Origin of the sequence: Agrobacterium deltaense RV3 (genome assembly GCF_900013505.1) — a bacterium.
Classification (GTDB): Bacteria; Pseudomonadota; Alphaproteobacteria; order Rhizobiales; family Rhizobiaceae; genus Agrobacterium; species Agrobacterium leguminum.
In genome coordinates this window covers 468,308-494,521 of record NZ_LT009745.1, presented here as the reverse complement: position 1 = coordinate 494,521, position 26,214 = coordinate 468,308, and the positions used below count along the sequence as shown (strand labels likewise).

29 protein-coding genes and 1 tRNA gene are annotated in these 26,214 nt (G+C 59.5%); 26 read left to right on the top strand and 4 right to left on the bottom strand.

Features of this window, described 5'->3' with window-relative positions; translation table 11 throughout:
• Positions 1 to 8 precede the first annotated feature (8 nt).
• The 15 genes from fliI (at position 9) to AGR7B_RS02450 (ending at position 12,093) form a co-directional block, all read left to right on the top strand.
• Positions 9 to 1,415, top strand: coding sequence for a flagellar protein export ATPase FliI (gene fliI / locus AGR7B_RS02520; RefSeq protein ID WP_078051257.1), 1,407 nt, complete (start codon positions 9 to 11; stop codon positions 1,413 to 1,415).
• Between the two features lie 42 nt (positions 1,416 to 1,457).
• Entirely contained in the window at positions 1,458 to 1,982 is a 525-nt protein-coding gene (locus AGR7B_RS02515) for a hypothetical protein (RefSeq protein WP_374996852.1), read from the top strand.
• A 171-nt stretch (positions 1,983 to 2,153) separates the two neighbouring features.
• Entirely contained in the window at positions 2,154 to 2,546 is a 393-nt protein-coding gene (gene flgB, locus AGR7B_RS02510) for a flagellar basal body rod protein FlgB (protein ID WP_004432502.1), read from the top strand.
• Between the two features lie 3 nt (positions 2,547 to 2,549).
• On the top strand, positions 2,550 to 2,969 hold the full coding sequence (flgC, locus tag AGR7B_RS02505; protein WP_004432501.1) for a flagellar basal body rod protein FlgC: 420 nt from the start codon (positions 2,550 to 2,552) through the stop codon (positions 2,967 to 2,969).
• Positions 2,966 to 3,301, top strand: a complete 336-nt coding sequence (gene fliE, locus AGR7B_RS02500; protein ID WP_020811276.1) for a flagellar hook-basal body complex protein FliE — start codon at positions 2,966 to 2,968, stop codon at positions 3,299 to 3,301. The genes flgC and fliE overlap by 4 nt, the downstream gene beginning before the upstream one ends.
• 18 nt (positions 3,302 to 3,319) lie before the next feature.
• Positions 3,320 to 4,108 (top strand): flagellar basal-body rod protein FlgG, encoded by a 789-nt coding sequence (gene flgG, locus AGR7B_RS02495; RefSeq protein ID WP_004432499.1) that lies wholly within the window; start codon positions 3,320 to 3,322, stop codon positions 4,106 to 4,108.
• Between the two features lie 20 nt (positions 4,109 to 4,128).
• Positions 4,129 to 4,617, top strand: coding sequence for a flagellar basal body P-ring formation chaperone FlgA (gene flgA, locus AGR7B_RS02490; RefSeq protein ID WP_059760559.1), 489 nt, complete (start codon positions 4,129 to 4,131; stop codon positions 4,615 to 4,617).
• Complete coding sequence (locus AGR7B_RS02485; RefSeq protein ID WP_080855954.1) at positions 4,614 to 5,735, top strand: flagellar basal body P-ring protein FlgI; 1,122 nt, start codon at positions 4,614 to 4,616, stop codon at positions 5,733 to 5,735. The genes flgA and AGR7B_RS02485 overlap by 4 nt, the downstream gene beginning before the upstream one ends.
• Complete coding sequence (locus tag AGR7B_RS02480; protein WP_078051261.1) at positions 5,732 to 6,268, top strand: MotE family protein; 537 nt, start codon at positions 5,732 to 5,734, stop codon at positions 6,266 to 6,268. Before AGR7B_RS02485 ends, AGR7B_RS02480 begins: the two co-directional genes overlap by 4 nt.
• Positions 6,265 to 6,984, top strand: coding sequence for a flagellar basal body L-ring protein FlgH (gene flgH / locus AGR7B_RS02475; RefSeq protein WP_078051262.1), 720 nt, complete (start codon positions 6,265 to 6,267; stop codon positions 6,982 to 6,984). Before AGR7B_RS02480 ends, flgH begins: the two co-directional genes overlap by 4 nt.
• Positions 6,985 to 7,012: 28 nt before the next feature.
• On the top strand, positions 7,013 to 7,513 hold the full coding sequence (locus AGR7B_RS02470) for a flagellar basal body-associated FliL family protein (protein ID WP_080855953.1): 501 nt from the start codon (positions 7,013 to 7,015) through the stop codon (positions 7,511 to 7,513).
• On the top strand, positions 7,510 to 8,247 hold the full coding sequence (gene fliP / locus AGR7B_RS02465) for a flagellar type III secretion system pore protein FliP (protein WP_059760555.1): 738 nt from the start codon (positions 7,510 to 7,512) through the stop codon (positions 8,245 to 8,247). Before AGR7B_RS02470 ends, fliP begins: the two co-directional genes overlap by 4 nt.
• Positions 8,248 to 8,619: 372 nt before the next feature.
• A complete protein-coding gene (locus AGR7B_RS02460; RefSeq protein ID WP_065654464.1) occupies positions 8,620 to 9,540 on the top strand; it encodes a flagellin N-terminal helical domain-containing protein in 921 nt (306 codons plus the stop codon).
• Between the two features lie 408 nt (positions 9,541 to 9,948).
• Positions 9,949 to 10,911, top strand: coding sequence for a flagellin N-terminal helical domain-containing protein (locus tag AGR7B_RS02455; RefSeq protein ID WP_020810650.1), 963 nt, complete (start codon positions 9,949 to 9,951; stop codon positions 10,909 to 10,911).
• A gap of 240 nt (positions 10,912 to 11,151) precedes the next feature.
• Entirely contained in the window at positions 11,152 to 12,093 is a 942-nt protein-coding gene (locus tag AGR7B_RS02450; RefSeq protein ID WP_065654466.1) for a flagellin N-terminal helical domain-containing protein, read from the top strand.
• Between the two features lie 187 nt (positions 12,094 to 12,280).
• On the opposite strand, the gene AGR7B_RS02445 is transcribed toward AGR7B_RS02450, so the two are convergent.
• Positions 12,281 to 12,355: transfer RNA gene (locus tag AGR7B_RS02445), tRNA-Thr, on the bottom strand.
• Between the two features lie 155 nt (positions 12,356 to 12,510).
• On the opposite strand from AGR7B_RS02445, the gene AGR7B_RS02440 reads away from it, so the two are divergent.
• The 10 genes from AGR7B_RS02440 (at position 12,511) to AGR7B_RS02395 (ending at position 19,362) form a co-directional block, all read left to right on the top strand.
• Positions 12,511 to 12,777 (top strand): hypothetical protein, encoded by a 267-nt coding sequence (locus AGR7B_RS02440; protein WP_080855952.1) that lies wholly within the window; start codon positions 12,511 to 12,513, stop codon positions 12,775 to 12,777.
• Positions 12,778 to 12,880: 103 nt separating this feature from the next.
• Positions 12,881 to 14,173 (top strand): UDP-N-acetylglucosamine 1-carboxyvinyltransferase, encoded by a 1,293-nt coding sequence (gene murA, locus AGR7B_RS02435; protein WP_080855951.1) that lies wholly within the window; start codon positions 12,881 to 12,883, stop codon positions 14,171 to 14,173.
• Between the two features lie 114 nt (positions 14,174 to 14,287).
• Entirely contained in the window at positions 14,288 to 14,728 is a 441-nt protein-coding gene (locus tag AGR7B_RS02430) for a DUF2948 family protein (protein WP_004432481.1), read from the top strand.
• Between the two features lie 133 nt (positions 14,729 to 14,861).
• The gene (hisD, locus tag AGR7B_RS02425) at positions 14,862 to 16,160 is read left to right on the top strand and encodes a histidinol dehydrogenase (RefSeq protein ID WP_080855950.1); all 1,299 of its coding nucleotides are present in this window, start codon (positions 14,862 to 14,864) and stop codon (positions 16,158 to 16,160) included.
• 3 nt (positions 16,161 to 16,163) lie between these two features.
• Positions 16,164 to 16,637 carry a UPF0262 family protein gene (locus AGR7B_RS02420; RefSeq protein ID WP_004432477.1) on the top strand — a complete coding sequence of 158 codons (474 nt, stop codon included), beginning with the start codon at positions 16,164 to 16,166 and terminating at the stop codon, positions 16,635 to 16,637.
• Positions 16,638 to 16,639: 2 nt separating this feature from the next.
• Positions 16,640 to 17,128 (top strand): arsenate-mycothiol transferase ArsC, encoded by a 489-nt coding sequence (locus tag AGR7B_RS02415; protein ID WP_004432476.1) that lies wholly within the window; start codon positions 16,640 to 16,642, stop codon positions 17,126 to 17,128.
• 143 nt (positions 17,129 to 17,271) lie between these two features.
• Entirely contained in the window at positions 17,272 to 17,490 is a 219-nt protein-coding gene (infA, locus tag AGR7B_RS02410) for a translation initiation factor IF-1 (RefSeq protein ID WP_003503453.1), read from the top strand.
• 33 nt (positions 17,491 to 17,523) lie between these two features.
• Positions 17,524 to 18,147 carry a Maf-like protein gene (locus AGR7B_RS02405; RefSeq protein ID WP_020010410.1) on the top strand — a complete coding sequence of 208 codons (624 nt, stop codon included), beginning with the start codon at positions 17,524 to 17,526 and terminating at the stop codon, positions 18,145 to 18,147.
• 3 nt (positions 18,148 to 18,150) lie between these two features.
• Complete coding sequence (yacG, locus tag AGR7B_RS02400) at positions 18,151 to 18,378, top strand: DNA gyrase inhibitor YacG (protein WP_065654468.1); 228 nt, start codon at positions 18,151 to 18,153, stop codon at positions 18,376 to 18,378.
• 150 nt (positions 18,379 to 18,528) lie between these two features.
• A complete protein-coding gene (locus AGR7B_RS02395; protein WP_162934023.1) occupies positions 18,529 to 19,362 on the top strand; it encodes a DUF6030 family protein in 834 nt (277 codons plus the stop codon).
• Between the two features lie 12 nt (positions 19,363 to 19,374).
• Here AGR7B_RS02395 and galE read toward each other — a convergent pair whose 3' ends face one another.
• From galE to mscL, 3 genes are all read right to left on the bottom strand, one after another.
• Positions 19,375 to 20,406 carry a UDP-glucose 4-epimerase GalE gene (galE, locus tag AGR7B_RS02390; RefSeq protein WP_035262779.1) on the bottom strand — a complete coding sequence of 344 codons (1,032 nt, stop codon included), beginning with the start codon at positions 20,404 to 20,406 and terminating at the stop codon, positions 19,375 to 19,377.
• 327 nt (positions 20,407 to 20,733) lie between these two features.
• Positions 20,734 to 21,900 (bottom strand): pyridoxal phosphate-dependent aminotransferase, encoded by a 1,167-nt coding sequence (locus AGR7B_RS02385; RefSeq protein WP_080855949.1) that lies wholly within the window; start codon positions 21,898 to 21,900, stop codon positions 20,734 to 20,736.
• Between the two features lie 154 nt (positions 21,901 to 22,054).
• Positions 22,055 to 22,483: a large conductance mechanosensitive channel protein MscL gene (gene mscL / locus AGR7B_RS02380; RefSeq protein WP_080855948.1), complete on the bottom strand. Its 429-nt coding sequence runs from the start codon at positions 22,481 to 22,483 to the stop codon at positions 22,055 to 22,057.
• A gap of 219 nt (positions 22,484 to 22,702) precedes the next feature.
• Here mscL and AGR7B_RS02375 point away from each other — a divergent pair, with 219 nt between their 5' ends.
• Positions 22,703 to 26,212 (top strand): PAS domain-containing hybrid sensor histidine kinase/response regulator, encoded by a 3,510-nt coding sequence (locus AGR7B_RS02375; protein ID WP_080855947.1) that lies wholly within the window; start codon positions 22,703 to 22,705, stop codon positions 26,210 to 26,212.
• Positions 26,213 to 26,214 lie beyond the last annotated feature (2 nt).

Genomic DNA, 26,214 nt, shown 5'->3' with positions numbered 1-26,214 from the left:
ACTGAGTAATGACAATGCCGGAATCCATGCTCTCGGCTGACGCCATTTCACCGAAGCTTGCACAGCTCGCCAGCTTGGCCGGGCATTATGCCGATCCGGAGTTCTCGGTGGCGCATGGCGGGCATGTCCGCACCATCGCCGCCGGGCACTATACGGTTTCCGGCCTGTCACGGCATGTGCGGCTCGGAGAATTCGTCGCCCATCGCAGCGCGACCGGCATTCATCTCGGCGAAGTGGTGCGCGTGGAACCGGACATCTGCTATGTCTGCCCCATCGAGCCCGGCGAGCCGATCGGCATTCACGACACCGTCATCCGCAAGGGCGCCTTCCGCGTCTCGCCCGATGATAGCTGGTGCGGACGCACCATCAATGCGCTCGGCGAACCCATCGACGGCCAGGGGCCGCTGGCCTCCGGCATCGAGCGCCGTTCGATTTCCAACAATGCGCCGCCCTCGATGACGCGCAAAAGGGTGGAAACGCCTTTCAAGACCGGTGTGCGGGCAATCGATATCTTCTCGCCGCTTTGCCTCGGCCAGCGCCTCGGCATTTTCGCCGGTTCGGGTGTGGGCAAATCCACGCTGCTGTCGATGCTCGCCAAGGCAGACGCCTTCGACAAGGTGGTGATTGCTCTTGTCGGCGAACGCGGCCGTGAAGTGCGCGAATTTATCGAAGACACGATGGGCGAAAATATGAGCAAGTCCATCGCCGTCGTTGCGACAAGCGATGAAAGCCCGATGCTGCGCAAGATGGCGCCGCTTTCCGCCGTCACCATCGCCGAACATTTTCGCGATCAGGGCGACAATGTTCTTCTCATCATCGACAGCGTGACGCGCTTTGCCCATGCCATCCGCGAAGTGGCGGTCGCTTCGGGCGAGCCGCCGGTGGCGCGCGGCTATCCGGCCTCGGTCTTCACCGAATTGCCGCGCCTTCTGGAGCGGGCAGGACCGGGCGCGGAAGGCACCGGCACCATCACCGCCATCGTCTCCATTCTGGTGGATGGCGACAATCACAACGACCCGATTGCCGATTCGACGCGCGGTATTCTCGATGGCCATATCGTGCTTGACCGCAGCCTTGCAGAAGAAGGCCGTTACCCGCCAATCAATCCGCTCGCCTCTATCTCGCGTCTTGCCAAGAAGGCCTGGACACCGGATCAGGAGAAGCTGGTATCGCGCCTCAAGGCGCTGGTGCATCGCTTCGAGGAAACGCGCGATCTTCGCCTCATCGGCGGTTATCGGCCCGGCACCGATCCTGATCTCGACATGGCGGTGAAGCAGGTTCCGATCATCTACGAAACGTTGAAGCAGCTGCCGAACGAACCGGCGGCGCAGGATGCCTATGCTGATCTGGCGACCGCCTTGCGAAGCGGCGCGCAGAACGGTCAGCCGCAGGTAACTCCCAGAGCGAGAGGCTGACCCGTGAAGAAAAAACGGACCAACGATAGCCATGATGAAGACGTGCTGCCCAAGCCCGCTTTCTTCACGCCCGACCGTATTCTCGCATGGACAGGCATTACGCTTGCTGCCGCCGCAGCCTTCTTTCCCTGGTACGTTTTCTTCAACGAAGAAAAGTTCGGCATGAAAGTGGCGGGCGGCGACCGCACCCGCGATCTGCCCCATACCGGCCCGCGGGAAGTCTTCAGCGTTTCGCCGATGGCCATGACCAATCGCAACAAGGAAGACACCCCGCCGCCGGCGGAGTTGCCCGACATGCTGACGACGGCGACCGTGAACGCAGGCGGCAAGGAAAAGCAGAACAATCTGGCAGCCGGAATCGAGGACCAACCGTTCCCCGGCCAGACCTCCTTCCGTCTGCTGCATGTTTCCAACGGGCGCGCCCTGATCGAGGACGGTTCGGGCATGTATATGGTGAGGGTCGGTTCGACCCTGCCGGACAATGCGTTGCTGACGAAGATCGAACAGCGCAACGGCGAATGGCTGATAGAGACGTCTTCCGGCAAGACCTATCGTCCTGAAAAATAAAAGATTTTTCTCTGGTTCAAAAGGCGCGCCGCATCTGCCGGCGCGCCTTTTTTGTTTTTGGCAGGCCGCATCCATATCGGCGTCTTGCGCCGTTCCACGCCTTCTCCCCTCTCCGCAAGTCTGACGCAAGATTAGCCCCGTAGGTTCGGGCCATACGAGATGGAGAAGTCTATGCAACCGATTCAACTGTTCGATCTGGCATCCCGCCAAGCGGAATGGCTGAGCGTGCGGCAGGAAGTCGTGGCGACCAACATCGCCAACGCCAACACACCCAAGTTCCGCGCCAAGGATGTCAGCCCTTTCGAAGCGGTCATGCAGGCCACCAGCCAGCAGGTCGGCATGGCGAGGACCAACCCTGCCCACTTCGGCGAGAGCACACTCAGCGACAATATCGCGGTGCGCGACAACCCGGTCAATAACGAGATCGGCATGCAGGAATCGGGCAATTCGGTCGCGCTTGCGGAAGAAATGACCAAGACCGGCGAGATCAAGCGGCAGTACGAGCTGAACGCCAATCTCGTCAAATCCTTCCATCGCATGATGCTGATGACGGTTAAGAGGTAAGCCATGGATCCCTTGAGTGCGGCGAGCAAGATTGCCGGCAGCGGCCTGGAAGTGCAGTCCACACGACTGCGCATCGTCTCCGAAAACATCGCCAACGCCCGATCGACCGGCGACACCCCCGGCGCCGACCCCTATCGCCGCAAGACCATCACTTTCGGTTCAGAGCTGGACCGCGTCAGCGGCGTGGAACGCGTGACGGTGAAAAAGCTCGGCGTCGACCGTGGCGATTTCGTCAACGAGTACGATCCCGGCAACCCGGCCGCCGACAGCAACGGCATGGTGAAGATGCCGAACGTCAACATCCTGATCGAAATGGCGGACATGCGCGAAGCAAACCGCAGCTACGACGCCAATCTTCAGGTCATCCGCCAGACACGCGACCTCGTCGCCTCCACAATCGACCTTCTGAAGGCATCGCAATGATCGACGGTATCAAACAAGTCAGTTCCCTTTCGCTCACCCGCGGCGCAAGCGGCATTTCCTCGCTGACGGAAAGCGTTTTCGGCAGCGAGCAGACGACGCCCGCCCAGCAGACGGGCGCAAGCTTCGCCAGCGTTCTCGGCAATATCTCGGTGGATGCGATGAACAATCTGAAGAAGGCGGAAGTCGCTTCCTTCGAAGGCATTCAGGGCAAGGCGAATACGCGTGAAGTGGTCGATGCCATGCTTTCGGCCGAACAGTCGCTGCAAACCGCCATCGCGCTCCGAGACAAGATCGTGTCGGCCTATCTCGACATTACCAAGATGCAGATCTAGCCCAGCAGGAATATTGACATGAGAGCTCTTGCCATCGCTGCCACCGGTATGGACGCCCAGCAGACCAATCTGGAAGTCATCGCCAACAACATCGCCAATATCAACACCACCGGTTACAAGCGCGCGCGGGCGGAGTTCACCGACCTTCTTTACCAGACCGAGCGCATGCAGGGCGTGCCGAACCGGGCCAACCAGGCGATCGTGCCGGAAGGCGCCAATATCGGCCTCGGCGTGCAGACCTCCGCCGTGCGCAACATCCACACCCAAGGCAACCTGATCGAGACCGGCAACAAGCTGGACGTGGCGATCATCGGCCAGGGCTGGTTCCAGATCGAGGCGGCTGACGGTTCGACGCTCTACAGCCGCGCCGGCGCCTTCAACAAGAATGCCGACGGCAATCTCGTGACGATCGATGGCTATAACGTCATTCCGAACATCAATATCCCGACCGATGCGCAGGACATCACCGTTACCCGCACGGGCCAGGTGACCGCCCGTATCGGCAATGCCACGGAATTCACCGAACTCGGCCAGCTCACCATCGCCAACTTTGCCAACGAAGCCGGCCTGAAGCCGCTCGGCGACAACCTCTTCGCCCAGACGCCGGCCTCCGGCGACGCGGTGATCGGCGTGCCTGACGATCCGAGCTACGGCTACATCAAGCAGTCCTATCTCGAAGGCTCGAACGTCGACGCCGTCAAGGAAATCACCGACCTCATCACGGCGCAGCGCGCCTACGAGATGAATTCCAAGGTCATCACCACCGCTGACGAAATGGCTTCGATTGTCAGCAAGAACCTGAAGTAAGAACGGAAAGGCAGGCGAACATGAGGTTTGGCCGGAAACATAGCAGCAGCAGAACGGCGCTCGTCCGTATATGCCTTGCGTCTGCCTTTTCACTGGGCGCCCTGACGCCCGCTCTTGCCCAGGCGCCGATGGCGCTGGTTCCCACCCGCACGATCTATCCGGGCGAGACGATCACGCCCGAACAGGTAAAGCCGGTGGAAGTGACCAATCCCAATATTTCCTCGGGTTATGCGAGCGATATCAGCGAAGTGGAAGGCATGATCTCCAAGCAGACCCTGCTTCCCGGACGCACGATCCCCGTTGCCGCCCTGCGCGAACCCTCGCTGGTGGTGCGCGGCACCAGCGTCAAACTCGTCTTCACCATCGGCAATATGACGCTGATGGCTTCGGGAACGCCGATGACCGACGGCTCGCTCGGCGAAATCGTGCGGGTGCGCAACATCGATTCCGGCGTCATCGTAAACGGCACGGTCATGAAGGACGGAACCATTCAGGTGATGGCGAAATGAGAGTGCTTCGTATTCTGGCCGCGGCCATTCTGTTTTCGGCCCAGCCCTTCCTTTCCGTTCCGGCAGCCCACGCGGATACATCCCGCATCAAGGATATCGCATCGCTGCAGGCGGGGCGTGACAACCAGCTGATCGGTTACGGTCTCGTGGTCGGCCTGCAGGGCACGGGCGACAGCCTGCGCTCCTCGCCGTTTACCGAGCAATCCATGCGCGCGATGCTGCAGAATCTCGGCATCACCACGCAGGGCGGCCAGTCGAACGCCAAGAACATCGCCGCCGTGATGGTGACGACCAATCTGCCACCCTTCGCCAGCCCCGGCAGCCGTGTCGACGTGACGGTCAGCTCGCTGGGCGACGCCTCGTCGCTGCGCGGCGGCACGCTCATCATGACCTCCCTTTCCGGCGCGGACGGCCAGATTTACGCGGTCGCCCAGGGTGCGCTGATCGTCAACGGCTTTTCGGCACAGGGGGATGCCGCGACGCTGACGCAGGGCGTCACCACCTCCGCCCGCGTGCCAAACGGCGCGATCATCGAGCGGGAACTGCCGTCCAAATTCAAGGATTCGGTCAATCTGGTCCTTCAATTGCGCAATCCCGATTTTTCGACAGCGGTGCGCGTCGCGGATGTCGTCAACGCGTTTGCGCGCGCCCGTTATGGCGATCCCATCGCCGAGCCGCGCGATTCGCAGGAAATCGCGGTGCAGAAGCCCCGTGTCGCGGATCTGACCCGGCTGATGGCGGAAATCGAAAACCTGACCGTAGAAACGGATACGCCGGCCAAGGTCGTCATCAACGAGCGCACCGGCACGATCGTCATCGGCGCGGATGTGCGCATCTCCCGCGTCGCCGTCAGCTACGGAACGCTGACCGTGCAGGTAGCGGAAACGCCGCAGGTCATCCAGCCGGCGCCCTTCTCACGCGGCCAGACGGCCGTTCAGCCGCAGACGGATATCATGGCATTGCAGGAAGGCAGCAAGGTTGCCATCGTCGAAGGGCCTGACCTTCGCACGCTGGTTGCCGGTCTCAACAGCATCGGGCTCAAGGCGGACGGTATCATCGCCATTCTGCAAGGCATCAAATCCGCCGGCGCCCTTCAGGCGGAGCTTGTGCTGCAATGATGGAAACTCGGAAGAACAACTCTTTCCCGAATGGCCTTGTCCGCTTCGCGGCCGTCGCCTCGCTGCTTTTCCTGCTTCCCGCTGCTGGCGCGGAAAGCCAGCAGAACGTGGTTTCGGAACTCAGCACGCAGGATGAAATCCAGAAATTCTGCACCAACATCGCCGATGCGGCCCGCGACCAGCGCTATCTGCTGCAAAAGCAGGAGTTGGAAAAGCTGCAGTCCGACGTCAATGAGCGCATTGCCGTGCTGGAAGACCGCAAGGCGGAATATGAGGACTGGCTGGCCCGCCGCGAACATTTCCTCAATCAGGCGAAAAGCAATCTCGTCGATATCTACAAGACGATGAAGGCCGATGCCGCCGCGCCGCAGCTCGAAAAGATGCATGTGGAAATAGCGGCCGCCATCATCATGCAGCTGCCCCCGCGCCAGTCGGGCCTCATCCTCAGCGAGATGGATGCGCAGAAGGCCGCCGTCGTCGCCGGCATCATGTCGCAGGCAACCGATAAAAACACTTCGAAGGATCCTTCATGAGCACGCGTCGTCTTCCGGCCCTCCTCCTGCCGCTCGCCTTGCTTGCCGGCTGCCAGAACAACCAGACCCTGAAGGAAATCGGCAACGCACCCGCGATGAGCCCGATCGGCAGCGGCCTGCAATTCAGCCAGACGCCGCAAATGGGCATGTATCCAAAGCAGCCGAAGCACATGGCGAGCGGCTATTCGCTGTGGAGCGACAGCCAGGGCGCCCTGTTCAAGGATCTGCGCGCGCTCAACATCGGCGACATCCTGACCGTCAACATCCAGATCAACGACAAGGCCGACTTCGACAACGAGACCGAGCGCAACCGCACCAATTCCAGTGGGCTGAACTGGAAGGCCAAAGCTCAGATTCTGGGATGGACGCCGGATGCGGATTCCAGCATCAATTACGGTTCCGACACCGACACCCAGGCAAAGGGCAAGACCAAGCGTTCTGAAAAGCTGACGCTGCTGGTGGCCGCCGTGGTGACCGGCATTCTGGAAAACGGCAACCTCATCATCAGCGGTTCGCAGGAAGTGCGCGTGAACCACGAAATCCGCATCCTCAATGTCGGCGGTATCGTCAGGCCGCAGGATGTGGATGCGCAGAACATGATCTCCTACGAGCGCATCGCCGAAGCGCGCATCTCCTATGGCGGTCGCGGACGTCTGACGGAAGTGCAGCAGCCCCCGGTCGGGCAACAGGTCGTCGACCTGTTCTCGCCGCTCTGACCTCGGCACACGGGAACGGGACTGACCCATGGAAAACGAACAGGCTGAGGGCAAGAAAAAATCCTCCCCTCTGGTCATGACCATCGCAGGCGTTGCGATCCTCACCCTGCTCGGCGCGGGCGGCGGCTGGCTGGTGGGCGGCATAATCGCGCCGAAGATCGCCGGCGCGGAGGCGCATGCCCCGGCTGCCGCCGGCGGACACGGCGAGAAAAAGGAAGAGGGCATCGAGAAAATCTCGGCCGAGGCCAACGGCATCGTCCAGCTCGATCCCATTACCACCAACCTCGCCTATCCCTCGACGAACTGGGTGCGGCTGGAAGTGGCGCTGATGTTCAAGGGGCCGGTCGAGGTGGGTCTCGCGGAAGAAATACACCAGGACATCATGGCCTATGTCCGTACCGTTTCCCTTCAGCAGCTGGAAGGGCCGCGCGGCTTTCAATATCTTAAGGATGACATTCAGGAACGAGTTGACCTGCGCTCTCAAGGGCGCGTATCCAAGGTCATGTTCCGGACCTTTGTCATCGAATGATTCGATTTCTTGTAACCATCGCCGTCCTCCTTGCCTTGCCGGGTCTTGCCAGTGCCCAGCAATTTCCGTCCGATCTGTTTAACACGCAGATAGACGGCTCCGTTGCGGCATGGATCATCCGCACCTTCGGCCTGCTGACGGTTCTCTCGGTCGCGCCGGGCATCCTGATCATGGTCACGAGCTTTCCGCGCTTCGTGATCGCCTTTTCGATCCTCAGATCCGGCATGGGACTGGCTTCGACCCCGTCCAACATGATCCTGCTGTCGATGGCGATGTTCATGACCTTCTACGTCATGTCGCCCACCTTCGACAAAGCCTGGACCGACGGCGTGCAGCCGCTTCTGCAGAACCAGATCAACGAACAGCAAGCCGTGCAGCGCATCGCCGAGCCCTTCCGCACCTTCATGAACGCCAATACGCGTGACAAGGATCTGAAGCTTTTCGTCGACATCGCCCGCGAGCGCGGCCAGGAAGTGATGACCGACAATGTCGTCGATTACCGTGTGCTGGTTCCCGCCTTCATGCTGTCGGAAATCCGGCGCGGTTTCGAGATCGGTTTTCTCATCATCCTGCCGTTTCTGGTCATCGATCTGATCGTCGCAACCATCACCATGGCGATGGGCATGATGATGCTACCGCCGACCTCGATTTCGCTGCCGTTCAAGATCCTGTTCTTCGTGCTGATCGACGGCTGGAACCTGCTGGTCGGCAGTCTCGTCAGATCGTTCAACTGACGGCCTCTGTGCCTGATTGACACCCGTTAACCCTGTTTTTTAACCCCGCGTGCCCAGCTACGCGGGTTTTGCGCGTTTTTACGTTTTGGTTACCAGTTTTTATGGCGACTTGGTAACTATATTTTTCAATAAAAAAATTACCATTTAACTAAATCAAAAAGTAACTATAAGTATTTTCCAATATTTCTTGGCGCTCAAATTAATAATTGGGCAATTTTTCGCTGCGAGTTTCTTTCTACACGCAGCAGGTTTGGTTTCTGAAACTAAGCATTTCCGAACCGAGTGGCATGAAGCCGAAACGTTGCGACCGGTAATACCAAACCCGGTATGTCCCCACTCCAGTATCTCGTAAAAACAAGGGACACATTTATTATGGCAAGCATTCTCACCAACACCAACGCAATGGCCGCTCTCTCGACCCTGCGTTCCATTGCTTCCGACCTGTCGACCACGCAGGACCGCATTTCTTCCGGCCTGAAGGTTGGTTCGGCTTCGGACAACGCTGCTTACTGGTCGATCGCGACCACCATGCGCTCCGACAACAAGGCTCTCGGTGCAGTATCTGACGCACTGGGCATGGGCGCTGCCAAGGTTGACACCGCATCTGCCGGTATGGACGCCGCCATCAAGGTTGTCACCGACATCAAGGCAAAGGTCGTTGCCGCCAAGGAACAGGGCGTTGACAAGGCCAAGGTTCAGGAAGAAGTCACGCAGCTGCTCGACCAGCTGAAGTCGATCGGCACGAGCGCGTCTTTCAACGGTGAAAACTGGCTCGTTTCCAGCGCCAACGCCACCAAGACGGTTGTTTCCGGCTTCGTTCGTGACGCCAGCGGCAACGTCAGTGTCAAGACGACGGACTACGCTCTCGACGCCAACTCCATGCTTTACACGGAAGCTACGCCCGGCACGATCGACGCCAACTCCGGCATCCTGAACGCCACCGGTGCGACGACGACTGTCGGCGCCAAGACCTACACCCAGATCTCCGTTCTCGACATGAACGTCACCACCGACGATCTCGACAACGCCCTCTACTCCGTTGAAACCGCTCTGACGAAGATGACCAGCGCCGGCGCCAAGCTCGGTTCGCTGTCTGCACGTATCGACCTGCAGACCGACTTCGCCGACAAGCTGTCCGACACCATCGAAAAGGGTGTTGGCCGCCTCGTCGACGCCGACATGAACGAAGAGTCCACCAAGCTGAAGGCTCTGCAGACGCAGCAGCAGCTGGCAATTCAGGCTCTGTCGATCGCCAACAGCGACTCGCAGAACATCCTGTCGCTCTTCCGCTAAGAGCTGAGCTTCTCATAGCCCTTCGGGGCTGGGGGACCCATTTTCTTCCCACATGCATTCGGGGGCTGACCAAATGCATATCCGGGCAGAAAGCATAAAGGTTCGATAGGCTGAATCGAACCGAATGCACCAGACAGGCCGCATCCCGAATAAGGATGCGGCCTTATCTTTTTTTTAAATATTTCGGGATACGCGCGCGCACGCGCGAGAGTTGTAATTTTGAATTTTCATAATGCTGATTTTCTTTTCCCGCTTATCAATTCATTAACCAAACTGGCGTTACCTAAGCTCATCGAAACGGCGAGCTAACGTTAAAAATCAGCCAGTTAGCAGGCATGATGCTGTGCGCCGTTCCCGGTGAAACCGGAATGTCCCTTCTTTAATCAGCCATTCAAGGGGCACACTACTATGACGAGCATTATTACCAATGTCGCAGCAATGTCTGCGCTCCAGACTCTGCGCACCATCGGCCAGAACATGGAATCCACCCAGGCACGCGTTTCCTCCGGCCTCCGCGTTGGCGAAGCTGCTGACAATGCTGCCTACTGGTCGATCGCGACCACCATGCGCTCCGACAACATGGCGCTTTCCTCGGTTTCCGACGCTCTCGGCCTCGGCGCTGCCAAGGTAGACACCGCTTCTGCCGGCATGGAATCGGCAATCGAAGTCGTTAAGGAAATCAAGGCAAAGCTGGTCACGGCAACTGAAGAAGGCGTCGACCGCACCAAGGTTCAGGAAGAAATCGATCAGCTGCAGAACCAGCTCGTATCGATCGCACAGGGCGCATCCTTCTACGGCGAAAACTGGCTCGTAGGCGCGTCGACCCTCGGCGCTACCACGCCCGGCACGGACCCGGACAAGTCGGTCGTTGCTGGCTTCGTTCGCTCCACCGGCGGTGCCGTTAACGTCACGACCACGAAATACGCCCTCGACAGCACCGCTACCGGCAACACTCTTTTCGGTTCGGTTGACTCCGCAGGCGTTCCCGATACGACCGGCATTCTCGGCACGACCGGAACGTTCACGACCGTCGCCGCCCAGTCCGTCTACACGCTGGACATCACCCAGTATGCAGCCGCAGACCGCGCCACCAACATGGCCGAAGCACTGACGCTGGTTGAAAACTCCCTGAAGGCAATGACGAGCGCCGCAGCCAAGCTCGGCTCGCTCTCCATGCGTATCGGCCTGCAGGAAGACTTCGCTTCCAAGCTGTCCGACTCCATCGACAAGGGCATCGGCCGCCTCGTGGACGCTGACATGAACGAAGAGTCCACCCGCCTCAAGGCCCTGCAGACCCAGCAGCAGCTCGGCGTTCAGGCTCTCTCGATCGCCAACAGCAACTCCGAAAGCATCCTGTCGCTCTTCCGTTAATCGAAGACCGAAAGCGAAAAAATCAACCGCGCCGAAAGGCGCGGTTTTTGTTTGTGCAATTGACTGCAAAATTTAGAAATTTCTTGATTAAGACTTCATTAACCAAATCACCGCTAAATCAGGCCATCGAAACGACTCGTTAACCAAGACGAAAAAGAGGTTAACAGGCATCACGCCGCGTTGTCGTTTCCGGCGATCCCGGAATGTCCCTTCCCATTTAGCCAGCTCAGAGGGGCAATTATGACAAGTATTCTGACAAACACCGCCGCCATGTCGGCGCTTCAGACACTGCGTGCGATCAGCGGCCAGCTCGAAGAGACACAATCCAGAGTTTCTTCCGGGCTGCGCGTTAAAACGGCTTCCGACAACGCCGCTTACTGGTCGATCGCGACCACCATGCGTTCGGACAACATGGCCCTTTCCGCGGTTCAGGATGCACTGGGACTGGGTGCTGCGAAGATCGATGTCGCTTATTCCGCAATGGAAAGCGCCGTCGAAGTCGTGAAAGAAATCAAATCGAAAATCGTCGCGGCAACTGAAGAGGGCGTCGACAAGACGAAGATCCAGGAAGAAATCGACCAGCTGAAAAAGCAGCTGGAATCGATTGCGCAGGGCGCATCTTTCAGCGGCGAAAACTGGTTGCTGGGCACCGGCGCAAAGACCGTCGTTTCCGGCTTTGTCCGTGACGGCAGCGGTTCCGTCAACGTTACGAAAACCGATTATACCCTTGTTGACACGACGACCGCGACGGAAACACCCAATGTGATTTTTGGCCTGACCGGCACGCCCGCAACGCTCGATACCACAAAAGGCATCATCGGAGAGGCCGGCGTAGCCTCGGGCATTTCCGTATGGGACATCGATCTCAAGCTTTTCGATAGCGCAACGCCGCCGACCTACACCATCGGCAATCTTCTCACCGATGTCGAAACCGCGTTTCAGTCGCTCAGCAGCGCATCTTCCGCCCTCGGCTCCATCAAGATGCGCATCGGGCTGCAGGAAGATTTCATTTCCAAGCTTACCGACTCCATCGACAGCGGCATCGGCCGCCTGGTGGATGCGGACATGAACGAAGAATCAACCCGCCTCAAGGCATTGCAGACACAGCAGCAGCTGGGCATCCAGTCGCTTTCCATCGCCAATACCAGTTCCGAAAATATCCTGTCGCTATTCCGTCAGTAAGCGGCGCCCGATGGCTACGGGCGGTTTCGTCCCGCTCTGGCAGCAACAGAATATTCGGATATGGAAACCGCGCTTCGCAAGGGGCGCGGTTTTCCATTTGCCGCGAAATGCGTGGCGCGCGCATGCATCAACCGCTGCAGGCGACCGGTTGAACAACCGCGTAAACATTTGAAACTTTGGAGAGAAATGGTGCTGCTAGAGAGATTTGAACTCTCGGCCTCTCCCTTACCAAGGGAGTGCTCTACCCCTGAGCTATAGCAGCATCCGGTGCCGAAGCGTTTGCTTCAGCATCAAGCGTGGCGGCCTATTGCCATAGGTTTTTGACGAGCGCAAGTCGCAAAACGATATTCTTCATCAAGCGGGGCAAAAAAGCGTGCCCCCTGTTGAAAAATACATTTTTCAGATATTGCTGAATCTATGAACAAACATCATGACAAACAGGCAAAGGCAGCGGTTTCCGCCGGCTCTTCCGCGCAAGCATCCGCCCCGGTGGCCGATGGCAAGCCGCAGGCGGGGCCTGGCGAAAAGGCGCGACAGCGCGAGGCGGAACGCAAGGCGCGGGCGGCCAAGAAGCTTCGTGAAAATCTTTTGAAGCGCAAACAGCAGGTTCGCGCGCGCCGTGCTGGCGAAGAGGACGAGACGATTGGCCTGCCTGCCGCAAAAACGGACGAATCATCCTCATAGAGAATTCACCAAGCATAAATTGAAACGCCGCGGAAATTCGTCTAAGGACGCGCCTTTCCGCAAGGCACGATAAAGAAAGGCGGGCACAGGCCCGTAGGGACGCATGGATCGCATCAGAATTACGGGTGGCAACAAGCTAAACGGCGTCATTCCCATCTCCGGCGCCAAAAACGCCGCCTTGCCGTTGATGATCGCATCGCTTCTGACCAGCGACACGCTGACGCTCGAAAACGTGCCGCATCTGGCGGACGTGGAGCAGCTCATCCGCATTCTCGGCAATCACGGCGTCGATATTTCCGTCAATGGCCGCCGCGAAAGCCAGGGCGAGGCCTATTCCCGCACCGTGCACTTCACCTGCCGCACCATTGTCGATACCACCGCACCTTACGAGCTGGTGTCCAAGATGCGCGCGAGCTTCTGGGTCATCGGCCCGCTTCTGGCGCGTGAGGGCCGCGCCCGCGTTTCCCTGCCCGGCGGCTGCGCCATCGGCACGCGCCCGGTCGATCTGTTCATCGAGGGCCTCGAAGCGCTCGGCGCAACGATGGAGATCGATGGCGGCTACATCAACGCCACGGCGCCCAAGGGCGGCCTGATCGGTGCGGTTTACACCTTCCCGAAGGTTTCCGTCGGCGCGACACATGTGATGCTGATGGCCGCAAGCCTTGCCCGTGGCACCACCGTCATCCACAACGCAGCCCGCGAGCCGGAAGTGGTCGATCTGGCGCAATGCCTGATCGCCATGGGCGCGAAGATCGAAGGCGCCGGCACCTCCACCATCACCATCGAAGGCGTGACCTCTCTCTCCGGCGCGCGCCACCGCGTTCTGCCGGATCGTATCGAGACCGGCACCTATGCCATGGCAGTGGCAATGACCGGCGGTGATGTGGTGCTGGAAGGCACGCGCGCAGCGCTGCTCGACAACGCGCTCGACACGCTCAGGCTCGCAGGCGCCACGATCAGCGAGACGGAGACAGGCCTTCGCGTCGTGCGCAACGGCAACGGCATCCAGCCGGTCGATATCGTCACCGAGCCCTTCCCCGGCTTCCCCACCGATCTGCAGGCACAGTTCATGGCGCTGATGACCCGTTCGCAGGGTGTTTCGCATATCACCGAAACCATCTTTGAAAACCGCTTCATGCATGTGCAGGAACTCGCCCGTCTCGGTGCGAAGATTTCGCTTTCCGGCCAGATGGCCCGCATCGAGGGTGTCTCCCGCCTGAAGGGCGCGCCTGTCATGGCGACCGATCTGCGCGCTTCCGTATCGCTGGTCATTGCCGGCCTCGTGGCGGAAGGCGAAACCATGGTTTCGCGCGTCTACCACCTCGATCGCGGCTTCGAACGCCTTGAGGAAAAGCTCACCCGCTGCGGTGCGCTGGTCGAACGCGTCAGCGATTGATCCTGTCTTCGCCGCTCATCCGTTTTCTACCCGTTGCAGAGTGGGCCCGGACTGCCTATTTCCAATGTAAGTCATGGAAATAGCGGTCCGCACCGCAAAAGAAGGAAGAAAAAGATGAGCGGCCTGAAATTGCTCGCGCTGGATACTGAAGATCTCTCCGTCATCTCGACGCATATGCAGGACAGTGTCTTCAAGCTGAAGGATGTTGCCTTCGAGCCGAAGCACGGCCAGTTCACGCTTTCCGCCAACCGTTTCGTCTGGGAAAGCACTGACAAAAAGAACCTGCCGCCGGAACGCTGCCGCAGCGTCGTTTTCCTGAAACGTGTCTCCGCCGTCCGCTCGCACGGCATCAACCGCGCCGACAGGGAACAGGTGCTGTCGCTTCTTGCCATCCGCTTCGTGCAGAACGGCGAAGGACCTGATGGAGCCGTGGAATTGACGCTTTCGGGCGGCGGCGCCATCGCGCTCGATGTCGAATGCATCGAGGCGCAATTGACCGATGTGAGCGGCGCCTGGGAAACGGCTGCCAAACCGCATCATCCAGACAGCGAATAAGCACACCGCACCATTGCAACGGTTGCCTTTCGTCACCGTTTCGATTTATGCCACATACCAGAGCCGCAATTTTTCTGCGGTAAGTTCGTGCACCTCGCGGGATCGCCCGCGGGGACAATGAAAGGGTAATGGCGTGGCAATCTGGCTGGAGCAGGCGTCGGCGGATTTCGAACAGAAATTCGCGGCCTTCCTGACAACCAAGAGAGAAGTTTCCGAAGACGTCAACGCAACCGTTCGCGACATCATCAACGATGTCCGCCATCGCGGCGATGCGGCCCTTGCCCATTATTCCCAGAAATTCGACGGCATCGATTTCACCAAGGTCTCGATGCGTGTCACGGCGGACGAGATCGATGCGGCCTTCGCCGCCGTCGACAAGAGCGTCATCGAGTCGCTTGAACTCGCCGCCCGGCGTATCGAAAAACACCATGCACGGCAGATGCCGAAGGATGATATTTACGAGGACGATATCGGCGTGGGTCTCGGCTCGCGCTGGACCGCCATCGAAGCCGTGGGCCTTTATGTGCCCGGCGGCACGGCCAGCTATCCAAGCTCGGTGCTGATGAACGCCGTGCCCGCCAGAGTTGCCGGTGTGGAGCGCATCGTCATGGTCGTGCCGGCCAATGGCGGCGCGGTCAATCCGGCGGTGCTGGCTGCGGCGCGTATTGCGGGTGTCGAGGAAATCTATCGCATCGGCGGCGCGCAGGCCGTCGCAGCCCTTGCCTATGGCACGGAAACCATCGCGCCGGTCGCCAAGATCGTCGGCCCCGGCAATGCCTATGTCGCGGCCGCAAAACGCCAGGTCTTCGGTACCGTCGGCATCGACATGATCGCCGGTCCCTCCGAAGTGCTGGTTATTGCCGACAGGGACAATGATCCCGACTGGCTTGCCGCCGATCTTCTGGCGCAGGCGGAGCATGATCGCGGCGCGCAATCCATCCTCATCACCGACAATGCCGAACTCGGCAAGGCTGTTGAAGCCGCTGTCGAGCGGCAGCTGAAGCGCCTGTCGCGCTCCGAGACGGCGGCGGCAAGCTGGGCCGATTTCGGCGCGGTCATTCTGGTCGAAAAGCTCACCGACGCCATTCCGCTCGCCAACCGCATCGCTGCCGAGCATCTGGAACTCGCCGTCGATGACCCGGATGCCCTGATGGCGCATATCCGCAATGCGGGCGCGATCTTCGTCGGACGCCATACGCCGGAAGTGATCGGCGATTATGTCGGCGGCTCCAACCACGTGCTTCCGACGGCGCGGTCGGCGCGCTTCTCCTCCGGGCTTTCGGTGCTGGATTTCGTCAAGCGCACCTCGATCCTGCGGCTTGGACCGGAGCAGCTGCGACAGCTCGCGCCCGCGGCCATCACCCTTGCCCGGTCCGAGGGACTGGACGCGCATGCGCGTTCCGTCTCCATTCGCCTCAATCCGGAAAGTTAAGCGATGGCTTCAGGCGATTTCCGGCTTTGCGACGTGGTACTGGACGACAGCATCGGCCGGTCCACGCCCGACGTGGAGCATGAACGCGCCGTCGCCATTTTCGACCTGATCGAAGAAAACAGCTTCGAACCCTTCGGCCATGATGGCGGCCCCTATCGGCTGCATATATCGCTGGTCGACGCCAAGCTGGTTTTTTCAATCCGCACCGAAGACGAGAAGGATGTCGCGACCCACATTCTGTCGCTGACGCCGTTCCGCCGCATCATCAAGGATTATTTCCTGATCTGCGAAAGCTATTACGAAGCGATCCGCTCCTCTACGCCGAGCCAGATCGAGGCGATCGACATGGGCCGGCGCGGCATTCACAATGATGGCTCGCAGACGCTGATGGACCGGCTTTCGGGCAAGATCAGGATCGATTTCGACACGGCGCGCCGCCTCTTCACCCTTGTCTGCGTGCTTTATTGGCGGGGTTAGAGATGATCGATCCTGCCGCAGCGCCAAACGAGGGACGAGCGCCCAAATCGGTCCTCTTCATGTGCGGCATGAACTCCATCCGTTCTCCCATGGCGGAGGTCATCGCCAAACGGCTGGTGGCGCCCGGCATCTACATCCAGTCCGCCGGGGTGCGGGCCGGCGAGCGCGATCCATTCGTGGATGCGGTGCTGGAAGAACAGGGTTTTTCGCTGGGCAAACACAAACCGCGCACTCTGGACGAGATCGAGGATGATTTTTTCGATCTGATCATTACATTGACGCCAGAAGCCCATCACGCCGCACTGGAACTGACGCGCTCGAATTCGCTGGACGTGGTCTATTGGCCGACCATGGACCCAACGGTGATCACAGGCACGCGCGAGCAGATTCTCGACGCCTATCGCGAGGTGCGGGACCATCTGGCAAAGCTGATCTCGGAACGACTGCCGAGGCGGCAGCAGCCGGTGGCGGATACGCTTTCAAAAGACTGAAAACTGCCTCGGCCTGTTAAAATCAATCGCGATTTTCAAGCCGATGCTTTAGAGGTTCACAAATGTGCCGGGATTGTGTAGTTTCCGCGCAATTTTCCCGGACTCGATATGTCCGGCACTATCAACAGGAAGAAAACCCTTACATGACAAAAGAAGAAGTCCTTGAATTCCCGGGCATCGTAACCGAATTGCTGCCGAACGCAACATTCCGCGTGAAGCTTGAGAACGACCACGAAATCATCGCCCACACGGCGGGCCGCATGCGCAAGAACCGTATCCGCGTTCTGGCAGGCGACAAGGTGCTGGTCGAAATGACGCCTTACGACCTCACCAAGGGCCGCATCACCTATCGCTTCAAGTAATCCACGTTCCGCATCGGACGCCCGGGCAGCGCAATGACCAATTCAAAACAAAAGCTCGTTCTGGCATCCGGCTCGCCGCGGCGTCTGGAGCTGCTGCATCAGATCGGTATCGAACCGGCACGTCTGATGCCGATGGATATCGACGAGACGCCGGCCAAGCTCGAGCATCCGCGCACGCTCTGCCGCCGTCTGTCATTACAGAAGGCGGAAGCCGCGCAGGCCGCGCTGAAGAACGAACAGGCGTGGAAAGACGCCTATGTTCTGGGATCCGATACGGTGGTCGCCGTTGGTCGCCGCATCGTCGGCAAGGCCGAATATACGGAAGAGGCCTCGGCGGCGCTGCATCTTCTTTCGGGACGCAGCCATTGGGTCTATACCGGCATCTGCCTTGTGACCCCCGGCGGCAAGATCCGGCAGAAGGTGGCGGAGACCAAGGTGCGCTTCAAGCGCCTCTCCACGCGGGAGATCGAGGCTTACATCGCGTCGGGCCAGTGGCGCGGCAAAGCGGGAGCCTATGGCATCCAGGGCATTGCCGGCGCCTTCGTGCAGAAACTGACCGGCTCCTATACCAATGTCGTCGGCCTGCCGCTTTATGAAACCATGTCGCTTCTTTCCGGAGAAGGATTTGAGGTGACTTCGGGCTGGCTCGAAGGATAGGCCATGGCAAAGTCCCCCACCGAAGGCGCTGGAAACGTCACCCCGCTTCGCAAATCCCAGCCATGCCCTGAATGCGGGCGGCCCTCGACGCGCGAAGACTATCCTTTCTGCTCGGATCGCTGCCGCTCGCTCGATCTCGCCCGCTGGCTGAACGGCTCCTACGCCATTCCGGTTGCGGACGATGAAAGCAGCGCCGGCGGACAGGACGGCGGCAAGAATAACGCCGAATGAGAACCTGCACCGCCGAAAACTTCGGCGGTGAATTGCATAAGATTTTCAGAGCCACCGCTCGCACCACATATTCACCGGGTTGCAGACAGCCCGAAAAACCATATCAGAACCGGCTGGCGCCTTTTTCCGCCAGCCCCTTAAGGTCTTGCGATGGACGCAGGCTTGCAGAAGAGAGTGAGCCATGGCGCGCTGCTGTTTGCGGTGCTGGCCGTTTGCCTTGCCATAGGCGCGACGGTGCTGCTGGCCAATGACAAGAAGCACCTCAAAAGCCTGCTGGCCTATCTCAATCTGGCGCCGGCCATACAGTCCGCCACGCCACCGAAGATGAAGCCCGTCAAACGGCAGAAACTCGCCACCCAAAAAGTCTCTTTGCCGCCACATCTGCTGAAGTTCGAGCAAGTGGGCGACAGAGCATCTTTCGCCCGCGATTTCGTTGTTTCCGGCAAGGAGCTTTGCGACCGCTTTACCGCCTCTGGCTTCTCCAACCCGCGTGGCTGGCACGCGAGCCCGGTCAACATCCGCAGTTTCGAATGCATGGCCGATTTTGCGGCAGGAAACGCATCGGACCCGGCCGAGCGGGCATCGCTCTTTCTTGAAATCAGGGGGGAAGCCTCGGGAGAAATTCGCTCCATCCGGATAAAGGCCGTTGCGCCCAAGACACCGGACGGGGCGGCCGTTCTGACGAAGCTCGATGATACGCTCGCCATGATTATCGGACAGACACGCTGGGCCGATCTGGCGGACATGCTTGAGCCTGCACGCCGGATGCAGCCCTATCAGGCACAACATTTCGGTATTTCGGTTTCCATGAAACCGGAACCGACGGCGCCGCATCGCCTGAACGTGATTTTGCTCGCAAGCGAACAATCGCCGGGATTGAAGCTGACACGCAGCTTCTTCGACAGGGATCGCTGGCTTAGCCCAGCCGCTCCACAGGATCGGCCGGCGCTCTATCCCTCCGTCAAAAAAGACCGTGTCCGGTGAGGCGAAGGCCGCTCAGCCTATTGCAGCCAGCTTGCGCCGCACCGGCGGAATCCTGTCGCTTTGCTGGGCCTGACGTTTGGCCTCCCACTGAAGTGCTGTGCGAACAATTGTCGCCAGATCGTTGAAGCGGGGACGCCAGCCCAGTTCCGACTGGATACGCGACGAATCCGCCACCATGGTCGCAATATCGCCCGGGCGACGCGGACAATGGATGATCGGAAAATCGCGTTCCGATTCCCGCTGCACCGCCTGCAGGACATCCAGAACCGAATAACCGACGCCATAACCGCAATTAAGCGTGCGGGTGCCGCCACCGGCGCGCAGATGCGCCATGGCCAGCATATGGGCGTCGATCAGGTCGCTGACGTGAATATAGTCGCGGACACCGGTGCCATCGGCGGTCGGGTAATCCGTTCCGTAAACTTCCACCCGGTCGCGGCGACCGGTTGCGGCTTCACAGGCGACTTTGATGAGGTTGGCCACGCCCGTGGGCGAAGGCCCGGCGCGGCCCTGCGGGTCGGCTCCGGCGACGTTGAAATAACGCAGCGCCACATAGTTGAAGTCATGCGCCTGCACGACATCGCGCAGCATGATTTCAGAGGCGAGTTTCGACAGGCCGTAGGGGTTTTCCGGGCTGAGGATCGCGGTTTCAGGAACCGGGCCATCAAAGGGCTGGTTTCCATAGACGGCGGCTGTCGAGGAGAAGATGAAATTGCGGATGCCATGGGCGACCGCCGCAGCGACGAGGGCGCGGGTCGTGCCCGTATTGTTTTCGTAATATTCGAGCGGCTGGCTGATCGATTCAGGAACGCTGACAGAGCCTGCGAAGTGGAAAATGGTCTCGATCTGGTTTTCTTCGAAAATCTGGTCGAGCAGGGCGCGGTCCGCCGCATCGCCCAGATAAAAACGCGCCGCCGGCGCAACAGCCCAACGCGACCCCGTCGAAAGCCGGTCGACAACAACGACCTCTTCCCCGGCATCGAGCAAAGCCCACACCATGTGGCTTCCTATATAACCGGCCCCACCCGTGACCAGAACAGCCATGACACTACTTCCCTGTTTGCTTTTCTCGAGCTCATCAAAGCCAATAATTCTTCATCATTGATTACTTGCACAGCGAATACGCGACCAATCCCCCGCCCCATTTAAAAGGTGGCTTACGATTGGTTAGCGCAATGAAGTGCTTTTTATCGATTAGTGAAAATGTTCTCATAAATGGAACAAGGAGCGCATATCACAGAAAATCCCCCACGTCGATGGTTGCGCCGTGGGGTTGCAGTTTTAGGTCTTCGCTGTGATTTTGTTGTCGATTTCCCTACCGCAGCGCGATCCCGGCGCGGCAGGAGAAACCATTGCATGGAAAGCCGACGCTTACCTGCCGAGGATATAGGATGCCAGCCGGCCAGCCGCGTCTTCTATCTGCCTGGGGTTGCGCAGGAAGCAGGCCCGGAGAAACAGTTCCCCTCCCGGACCGAAGGCCGTGCCGGGCGCAAGACCAACCCCGGTCTTGTCGACGATATCGAGCGCCGTCGCCCGGCTGTCGGTTACGCCGTCAATCTTGAGAAAGGCGTAAAGGGCGCCGTCCGGCTTCAGGGTTTCCACACGGTTCGTCGCGATGAGCGCATCGCAGAGAATGTCGCGGGATGTCAGAGCGCGTTCGTAATTCTCACGGACAAAACCATCGCCGTGATCGAGGGCGGCGACCGCGCCGCGCTGCATGAATTGCGCCACGCCTGAGGTGGAATATTGAATGAGATTCTCGATGACCTGACCGATGGCAGGCGGGGCGACAAGCCACCCGACGCGCCAGCCGGTCATGGACCAGTTCTTCGAGAAGGAATTGGCGAAGACGATCTTGTCGTCCGGCTCCATGACGTCGAGGAAGGACGGCGCACGGCTGCCGGAATAATGATAGAGCGCATAAATCTCGTCGGCGACGATCCACAGATCGTGTTTGCGGGCGAGAGCCAGAACGTCGCGGAGATTGTCGAGCGTCGCTGTCCAGCCGGTCGGGTTGGAGGGCGTATTGATGAAAAGTGCCTTCGTCTTATCCGTGATCGCGCTTTCCAGCCTGTTGATATCGAGATCCCAGCGGCCGTCGCGGAAATCGATACCGACCGGAACCGCCTTCGCACCCGCCACGCCGATGGCAGCCACGATATTCGGCCATGTCGGAGACAGATAGACCATTTCGTCGCCCGGCGAGGTCAACGCCTGCACGGCAAGCACGATGGCCTGCATGCCGGAACCGGTCGCGTAAAAATGTTCCGGCGGCAGCGATGCTGCGAAATGACGTTGATAATAACGGCTCAGCGCCTGGCGCAATTCTGGAATGCCGCGCTGCCAGGTATAGAAGGTTTCGCCGTTGTTCAGCCCGTCGATGGCAGCCTGATTGATGAAGTCCGGGCTCGGCAGATCGCCTTCGCCGACCCACAGCGGCAGGAGATTGTCCCGCCCCCGGGCATAATTCACGACTTCAACAATGCCGCTCTCGGGAGCCGCCAGAGAGCGCGCACTCAGACTGTTCAAAATGGACATTAAAGACACTCCGTTTGGTGCCTTCTTATCGCATCGAACCAGCCATGTGCATGATATTCCGTGAGGCGATCATGGATTTTCTTTATGGGTCATCCCCGGCAGGAGATCGCCGGCCGCATGGGCCGACACATCAGGCCGGGGACGATGGCGACAATCAACGCGTCTTCAGCAGATCGCGGATTTCGGTGAGGAGCTTGACGTCTTCCGGCGGCGGTGCTGCTTCCGGCTTTTCCTCGACCTTCTTGCGCTCAACGGACTCACGAAGCTTGTTGACGCCCTTGACCATCAGGAAAATGATCCAGGCCAGGATAAGGAAGTTGATGAGAACCGTCAGAAAGTTGCCGTAGGCGAAGACGGCGCCCTGATCGCGGGCGGCGGCAAGCGACGTGGCGTTGACGCTGGAGCTCAGCGGCAGGAAGTAGTTCGAAAAATCGAACCCGCCGAAGATCGCGCCGACAATCGGCATGATGAGATCGTTGACGACGGAGTCGACGATCTTGCTGAAAGCCGCACCGATAATAACACCCACGGCCAGATCCATGACATTGCCGCGGGCAATGAAGGTTTTAAATTCGTTAAGCATTCAGATTGTCCCTCTCTCCTGCTTCGCGAGCTGAAGCTATGTGACTGTCCCTACGGGTCAAACCATATAGGGTACGGGCTTCATTTGGAATCCGCGGGATTGCATTTATTAGCTTTTTTGCACGCTCACCTTGAACTTTATGCTCAGACCGCGCTCATTCTCAACGGCGCGGAATTCGCCTATGCTTGATATCAGGGAATTCTTGCATGGGGAGGATGCGTGCTTCCTGGGTGGATCATATTCGGTTCGGCCTTCGCTTATGTCCTGCTGCTGTTTGCGGTTGCAAGCTATGGGGACAGGAAGAGCCGCAAAAGAAACGCTCCGAACAAGGGGCGTCCGTTCGTCTATGCGCTCAGCCTGGCGATTTATTGCACCTCCTGGACCTATTTCGGCGGTGTGGGGCTTGCGGCAGACAGGGGGCTGGAATTTCTCGGCATCTATACCGGCCCGATCCTTGCCTTCACCATCGGCATGCCGATCATCCGCCGCATCGTCGAACTGGCGAAAACGGAAAAGCTGACATCCGTTGCGGATTTCATCGCCGCCCGTTACGGCAAGAACTCCACAGTGGCGATGATCGTCGCCATCATCGCTCTCGTCGGCGCCATTCCCTATATCGCGCTGCAACTGAAAGCCGTTTCCAGCTCGGTGGCGACGATGGTCGATCCCGGCGATTACGGCATTGGCAGCGGCAATCTTTATTTCCTCGATCTGCCGCTGGTCGTCACCATCGTCATGGCGGGGTTTGCCGTCATGTTCGGCACCCGCCACACCGATGCCACCGAACATCAGGACGGGCTCATTCTGGCGATCTCGATGGAATCGCTGGTCAAGCTCGTCGCCATGTGCACCGTCGGCTTTTATGTGCTCTTCGTGCTCTTCGACGGTCCCGTGCATCTGTGGCAGCTCGCCTCCGATAACGAACAGGCCATGCGGGCCATATCCTATCACACGCCCGTCAGCCGCTGGATCGTTATGACCCTGCTTTCCGGCTTCGCCATCATCCTGCTGCCGCGCCAGTTCCACGTTACCGTGGTTGAAAACCGCACGCCGCAGGAGCTGCGCATGGCTGGGTTCCTGCTGCCGCTTTATCTCATCGCGATCAACATCTTCGTGCTGCCGATAGCGCTGGCCGGCATTCTGACGCTCGGCGCCAATGGCGATGCCGATCTCTACGTGCTGCAATTGCCGCTCAATCACCAAATGCCGGTCGTGTCGCTGATCACCTTCATCGGTGGATTTTCGGCGGCGACCGCGATGGTGATCGTCGCTTCGGTGGCGCTATCGATCATGATTTCCAATGATATCGTCATGCCGATCTTCCTGCGGCAGAAGCTGCTGAACCGTTCTCCGCACCGGGACGACTTCGCCAAGACGCTGCTCAACATCCGCAGGACGGCAATCTTTGCGGTGCTGCTTCTGGGCTATGGCTATTATCGCGCCGCCGACAGCGCCACGGGCCTCGCCTCCATCGGCCTTCTCGCATTCGCCGCCATTGCGCAGATGGCCCCTGCCTTGTTCGGCGGGCTGTTCTGGCGGCGCGCCAATGCGCGCGGCGCAATCGCCGGCTTAAGTTCCGGCTTTTTCGTCTGGGCCTATCTGCTGTTCCTGCCAAGCTTCGGCGGGCCGGATAATTCCGAGGTCGCGGCGAATATTCTCGGCTTCCTGTTTTCCGGCAGCACGGTGTTCAATGGGCCTGAAGCCGACCCGTTCGTGAATGCGGTCATTCTCAGCCTGCTCGTCAACAGCCTTGCCTTCGTGCTCGGCTCGCTTTCGCGCAATCCGAGGCCGGTGGAGCGCATCCAGTCCGGCATCTTCGTCAAGCGCCACTCGAAATCGCAATTTGCGACACGCGGCTGGAAAACCCGTGTCAGCGTCGGCGACCTCAAAAGCGCGGTGGCGCGCTATCTTGGCGAAGAGCGCATGCTGCGGTCACTCGCGACCTATGAAAAGACGGCGGGCAGGAAGCTCAATGACGATCAGCCGGCGGACATGGCGCTGATCCATTTCTCCGAACAGTTGCTGGGCAGCGCCATCGGCTCCTCCTCAGCCCGCCTGGTCCTTTCGATCATTCTTCAGAAGGCGGAAGATACCAGTGCGGACACGGCATGGCTGCTCGATCAGGCAAGCGAGGCCCTGCAATATAATCAGGACATGCTGCAAACGGCGCTCGCCCAGATGGATCAGGGCATTGCGGTTTTCGACAGTTCGCAGCAGCTGACCATCTGGAACCGGCGCTTCCGCACGCTGCTGGATTTGCCCGAGCAATTCGGGCAGGTCGGCGTACCGCTGACGGATATCGTTTCGATGCTGCAGGAACGGGGCGATATGCCTGATGGCGACACGAATGAGCTGATTACCAGCTTCCTGACCATGGACCTGCCCTTCCCGCTGGTGCTGGCGGGCGGCGAGCGCATCATCGAAGTGCGCTCCAACACCATGCCGGACAAGGGCATCGTCGCCACCTTCACCGATATCACCCAGCGTGTGGCGAGCGATCAGGCGCTGAAACAGGCAAACGAGACGCTGGAGCAGCGCGTGGCGGAGCGAACCGTGGAGCTTACCCGCGTCAACCGGGAACTGGCAGAAGCGCGAGCATCCGCCGACGAGGCTAATATCGGCAAGACACGGTTTTTCGCCGCCGCCGGCCACGATATTCTCCAGCCGCTGAATGCCGCCCGCCTCTATTCCTCCTCGCTGGTCGAACGGCTTGGCGCATCGGGAGAAAGCGATCTCGTCCACAATATCGATTCGGCGCTGGAATCGGTCGAAACCATTCTCGGCGCGGTTCTCGATATTTCCCGTCTCGACACCGGCTCGATGAAGGCGCGCATGACATCCGTGCCGCTGAATGAGCTGCTGAAACGCATCGAAACCGATTTCGCGCCGATGGCGCAGGAAAAGAACCTCGACCTTGTGGTCATGCCAACCTCGCTCACGGTCCGCTCCGACCCCAATCTCCTGCGGCGTCTGATACAGAATCTCGTTTCCAACGCCATCAAATACACGTTGAAGGGCAAGGTGGTCGTCGGTGCGCGCCGCCGGGGCGGCGAAGTGGTCATTCAGGTGACGGATTCCGGTATCGGCATTCCCTCTTCCAAGTTTCGCACTGTCTTCAAGGAATTCGCCCGATTGGACGAGGGCGCAAGAACAGCATCCGGCCTCGGGCTCGGTCTTTCCATCGTCGACCGGCTGTCGCGCATGCTGCACCATCCGGTACAGCTGATTTCCACCCCGGGAAAAGGCACGACCTTCCGCATCCACCTGCCGCGCGAGGCGGATCGCCTCGTACCGGCTAAAGCCGATAGTGGGTTAACCAGTCCGGCAGCCAGCGACCGCCTTCAGGGCGTCCGGGTGCTCTGCATCGACAACGAGCCGAAAATCCTCGAGGGTATGACGCTGCTCTTGACGGGATGGGGTTGTGAGGTTTTACCCGCAGGTTCCGTGGCGACGCTGGAGGAGCCCTTCCTCACTTTGGCCGCAGCCCCCGACGTCATCGTCGCCGATTACCATCTGGACGATGGCGACGGCATCAGCGCCATCCGCCTCATCAGGACATTTTACGGCAAGACGATCCCGGCCCTGCTGGTGACGGCGGATCGCAGCCCGGAAGTGCGCAGCGATGCCGAAAAATACGGGATTTCGGTTCAGCACAAACCGGTCAAACCGGCAGCGCTGCGGGCCTATATCAACCAGATATCCAGTACGGTGCGGGCAGCGGCCGAATAAAA

Bases quoted from the DNA above. Each gene is read 5' to 3' on its own strand.
- fliI (WP_078051257.1), top strand. From the start codon at position 9: ATGACAATGCCGGAATCCATGCTCTCGGCTGACGCCATTTCACCGAAG.
- flgB (WP_004432502.1), top strand. From the start codon at position 2,154: ATGCAACCGATTCAACTGTTCGATCTGGCATCCCGCCAAGCGGAATGG.
- flgC (WP_004432501.1), top strand. From the start codon at position 2,550: ATGGATCCCTTGAGTGCGGCGAGCAAGATTGCCGGCAGCGGCCTGGAA.
- fliE (WP_020811276.1), top strand. From the start codon at position 2,966: ATGATCGACGGTATCAAACAAGTCAGTTCCCTTTCGCTCACCCGCGGC.
- flgG (WP_004432499.1), top strand. From the start codon at position 3,320: ATGAGAGCTCTTGCCATCGCTGCCACCGGTATGGACGCCCAGCAGACC.
- flgA (WP_059760559.1), top strand. From the start codon at position 4,129: ATGAGGTTTGGCCGGAAACATAGCAGCAGCAGAACGGCGCTCGTCCGT.
- AGR7B_RS02485 (WP_080855954.1), top strand. From the start codon at position 4,614: ATGAGAGTGCTTCGTATTCTGGCCGCGGCCATTCTGTTTTCGGCCCAG.
- AGR7B_RS02480 (WP_078051261.1), top strand. From the start codon at position 5,732: ATGATGGAAACTCGGAAGAACAACTCTTTCCCGAATGGCCTTGTCCGC.
- flgH (WP_078051262.1), top strand. From the start codon at position 6,265: ATGAGCACGCGTCGTCTTCCGGCCCTCCTCCTGCCGCTCGCCTTGCTT.
- AGR7B_RS02470 (WP_080855953.1), top strand. From the start codon at position 7,013: ATGGAAAACGAACAGGCTGAGGGCAAGAAAAAATCCTCCCCTCTGGTC.
- fliP (WP_059760555.1), top strand. From the start codon at position 7,510: ATGATTCGATTTCTTGTAACCATCGCCGTCCTCCTTGCCTTGCCGGGT.
- AGR7B_RS02460 (WP_065654464.1), top strand. From the start codon at position 8,620: ATGGCAAGCATTCTCACCAACACCAACGCAATGGCCGCTCTCTCGACC.
- AGR7B_RS02455 (WP_020810650.1), top strand. From the start codon at position 9,949: ATGACGAGCATTATTACCAATGTCGCAGCAATGTCTGCGCTCCAGACT.
- AGR7B_RS02450 (WP_065654466.1), top strand. From the start codon at position 11,152: ATGACAAGTATTCTGACAAACACCGCCGCCATGTCGGCGCTTCAGACA.
- AGR7B_RS02440 (WP_080855952.1), top strand. From the start codon at position 12,511: ATGAACAAACATCATGACAAACAGGCAAAGGCAGCGGTTTCCGCCGGC.
- murA (WP_080855951.1), top strand. From the start codon at position 12,881: ATGGATCGCATCAGAATTACGGGTGGCAACAAGCTAAACGGCGTCATT.
- AGR7B_RS02430 (WP_004432481.1), top strand. From the start codon at position 14,288: ATGAGCGGCCTGAAATTGCTCGCGCTGGATACTGAAGATCTCTCCGTC.
- AGR7B_RS02420 (WP_004432477.1), top strand. From the start codon at position 16,164: ATGGCTTCAGGCGATTTCCGGCTTTGCGACGTGGTACTGGACGACAGC.
- AGR7B_RS02415 (WP_004432476.1), top strand. From the start codon at position 16,640: ATGATCGATCCTGCCGCAGCGCCAAACGAGGGACGAGCGCCCAAATCG.
- infA (WP_003503453.1), top strand. From the start codon at position 17,272: ATGACAAAAGAAGAAGTCCTTGAATTCCCGGGCATCGTAACCGAATTG.
- AGR7B_RS02405 (WP_020010410.1), top strand. From the start codon at position 17,524: ATGACCAATTCAAAACAAAAGCTCGTTCTGGCATCCGGCTCGCCGCGG.
- yacG (WP_065654468.1), top strand. From the start codon at position 18,151: ATGGCAAAGTCCCCCACCGAAGGCGCTGGAAACGTCACCCCGCTTCGC.
- AGR7B_RS02395 (WP_162934023.1), top strand. From the start codon at position 18,529: ATGGACGCAGGCTTGCAGAAGAGAGTGAGCCATGGCGCGCTGCTGTTT.
- galE (WP_035262779.1), bottom strand. From the start codon at position 20,406: ATGGCTGTTCTGGTCACGGGTGGGGCCGGTTATATAGGAAGCCACATG.
- AGR7B_RS02385 (WP_080855949.1), bottom strand. From the start codon at position 21,900: ATGTCCATTTTGAACAGTCTGAGTGCGCGCTCTCTGGCGGCTCCCGAG.
- mscL (WP_080855948.1), bottom strand. From the start codon at position 22,483: ATGCTTAACGAATTTAAAACCTTCATTGCCCGCGGCAATGTCATGGAT.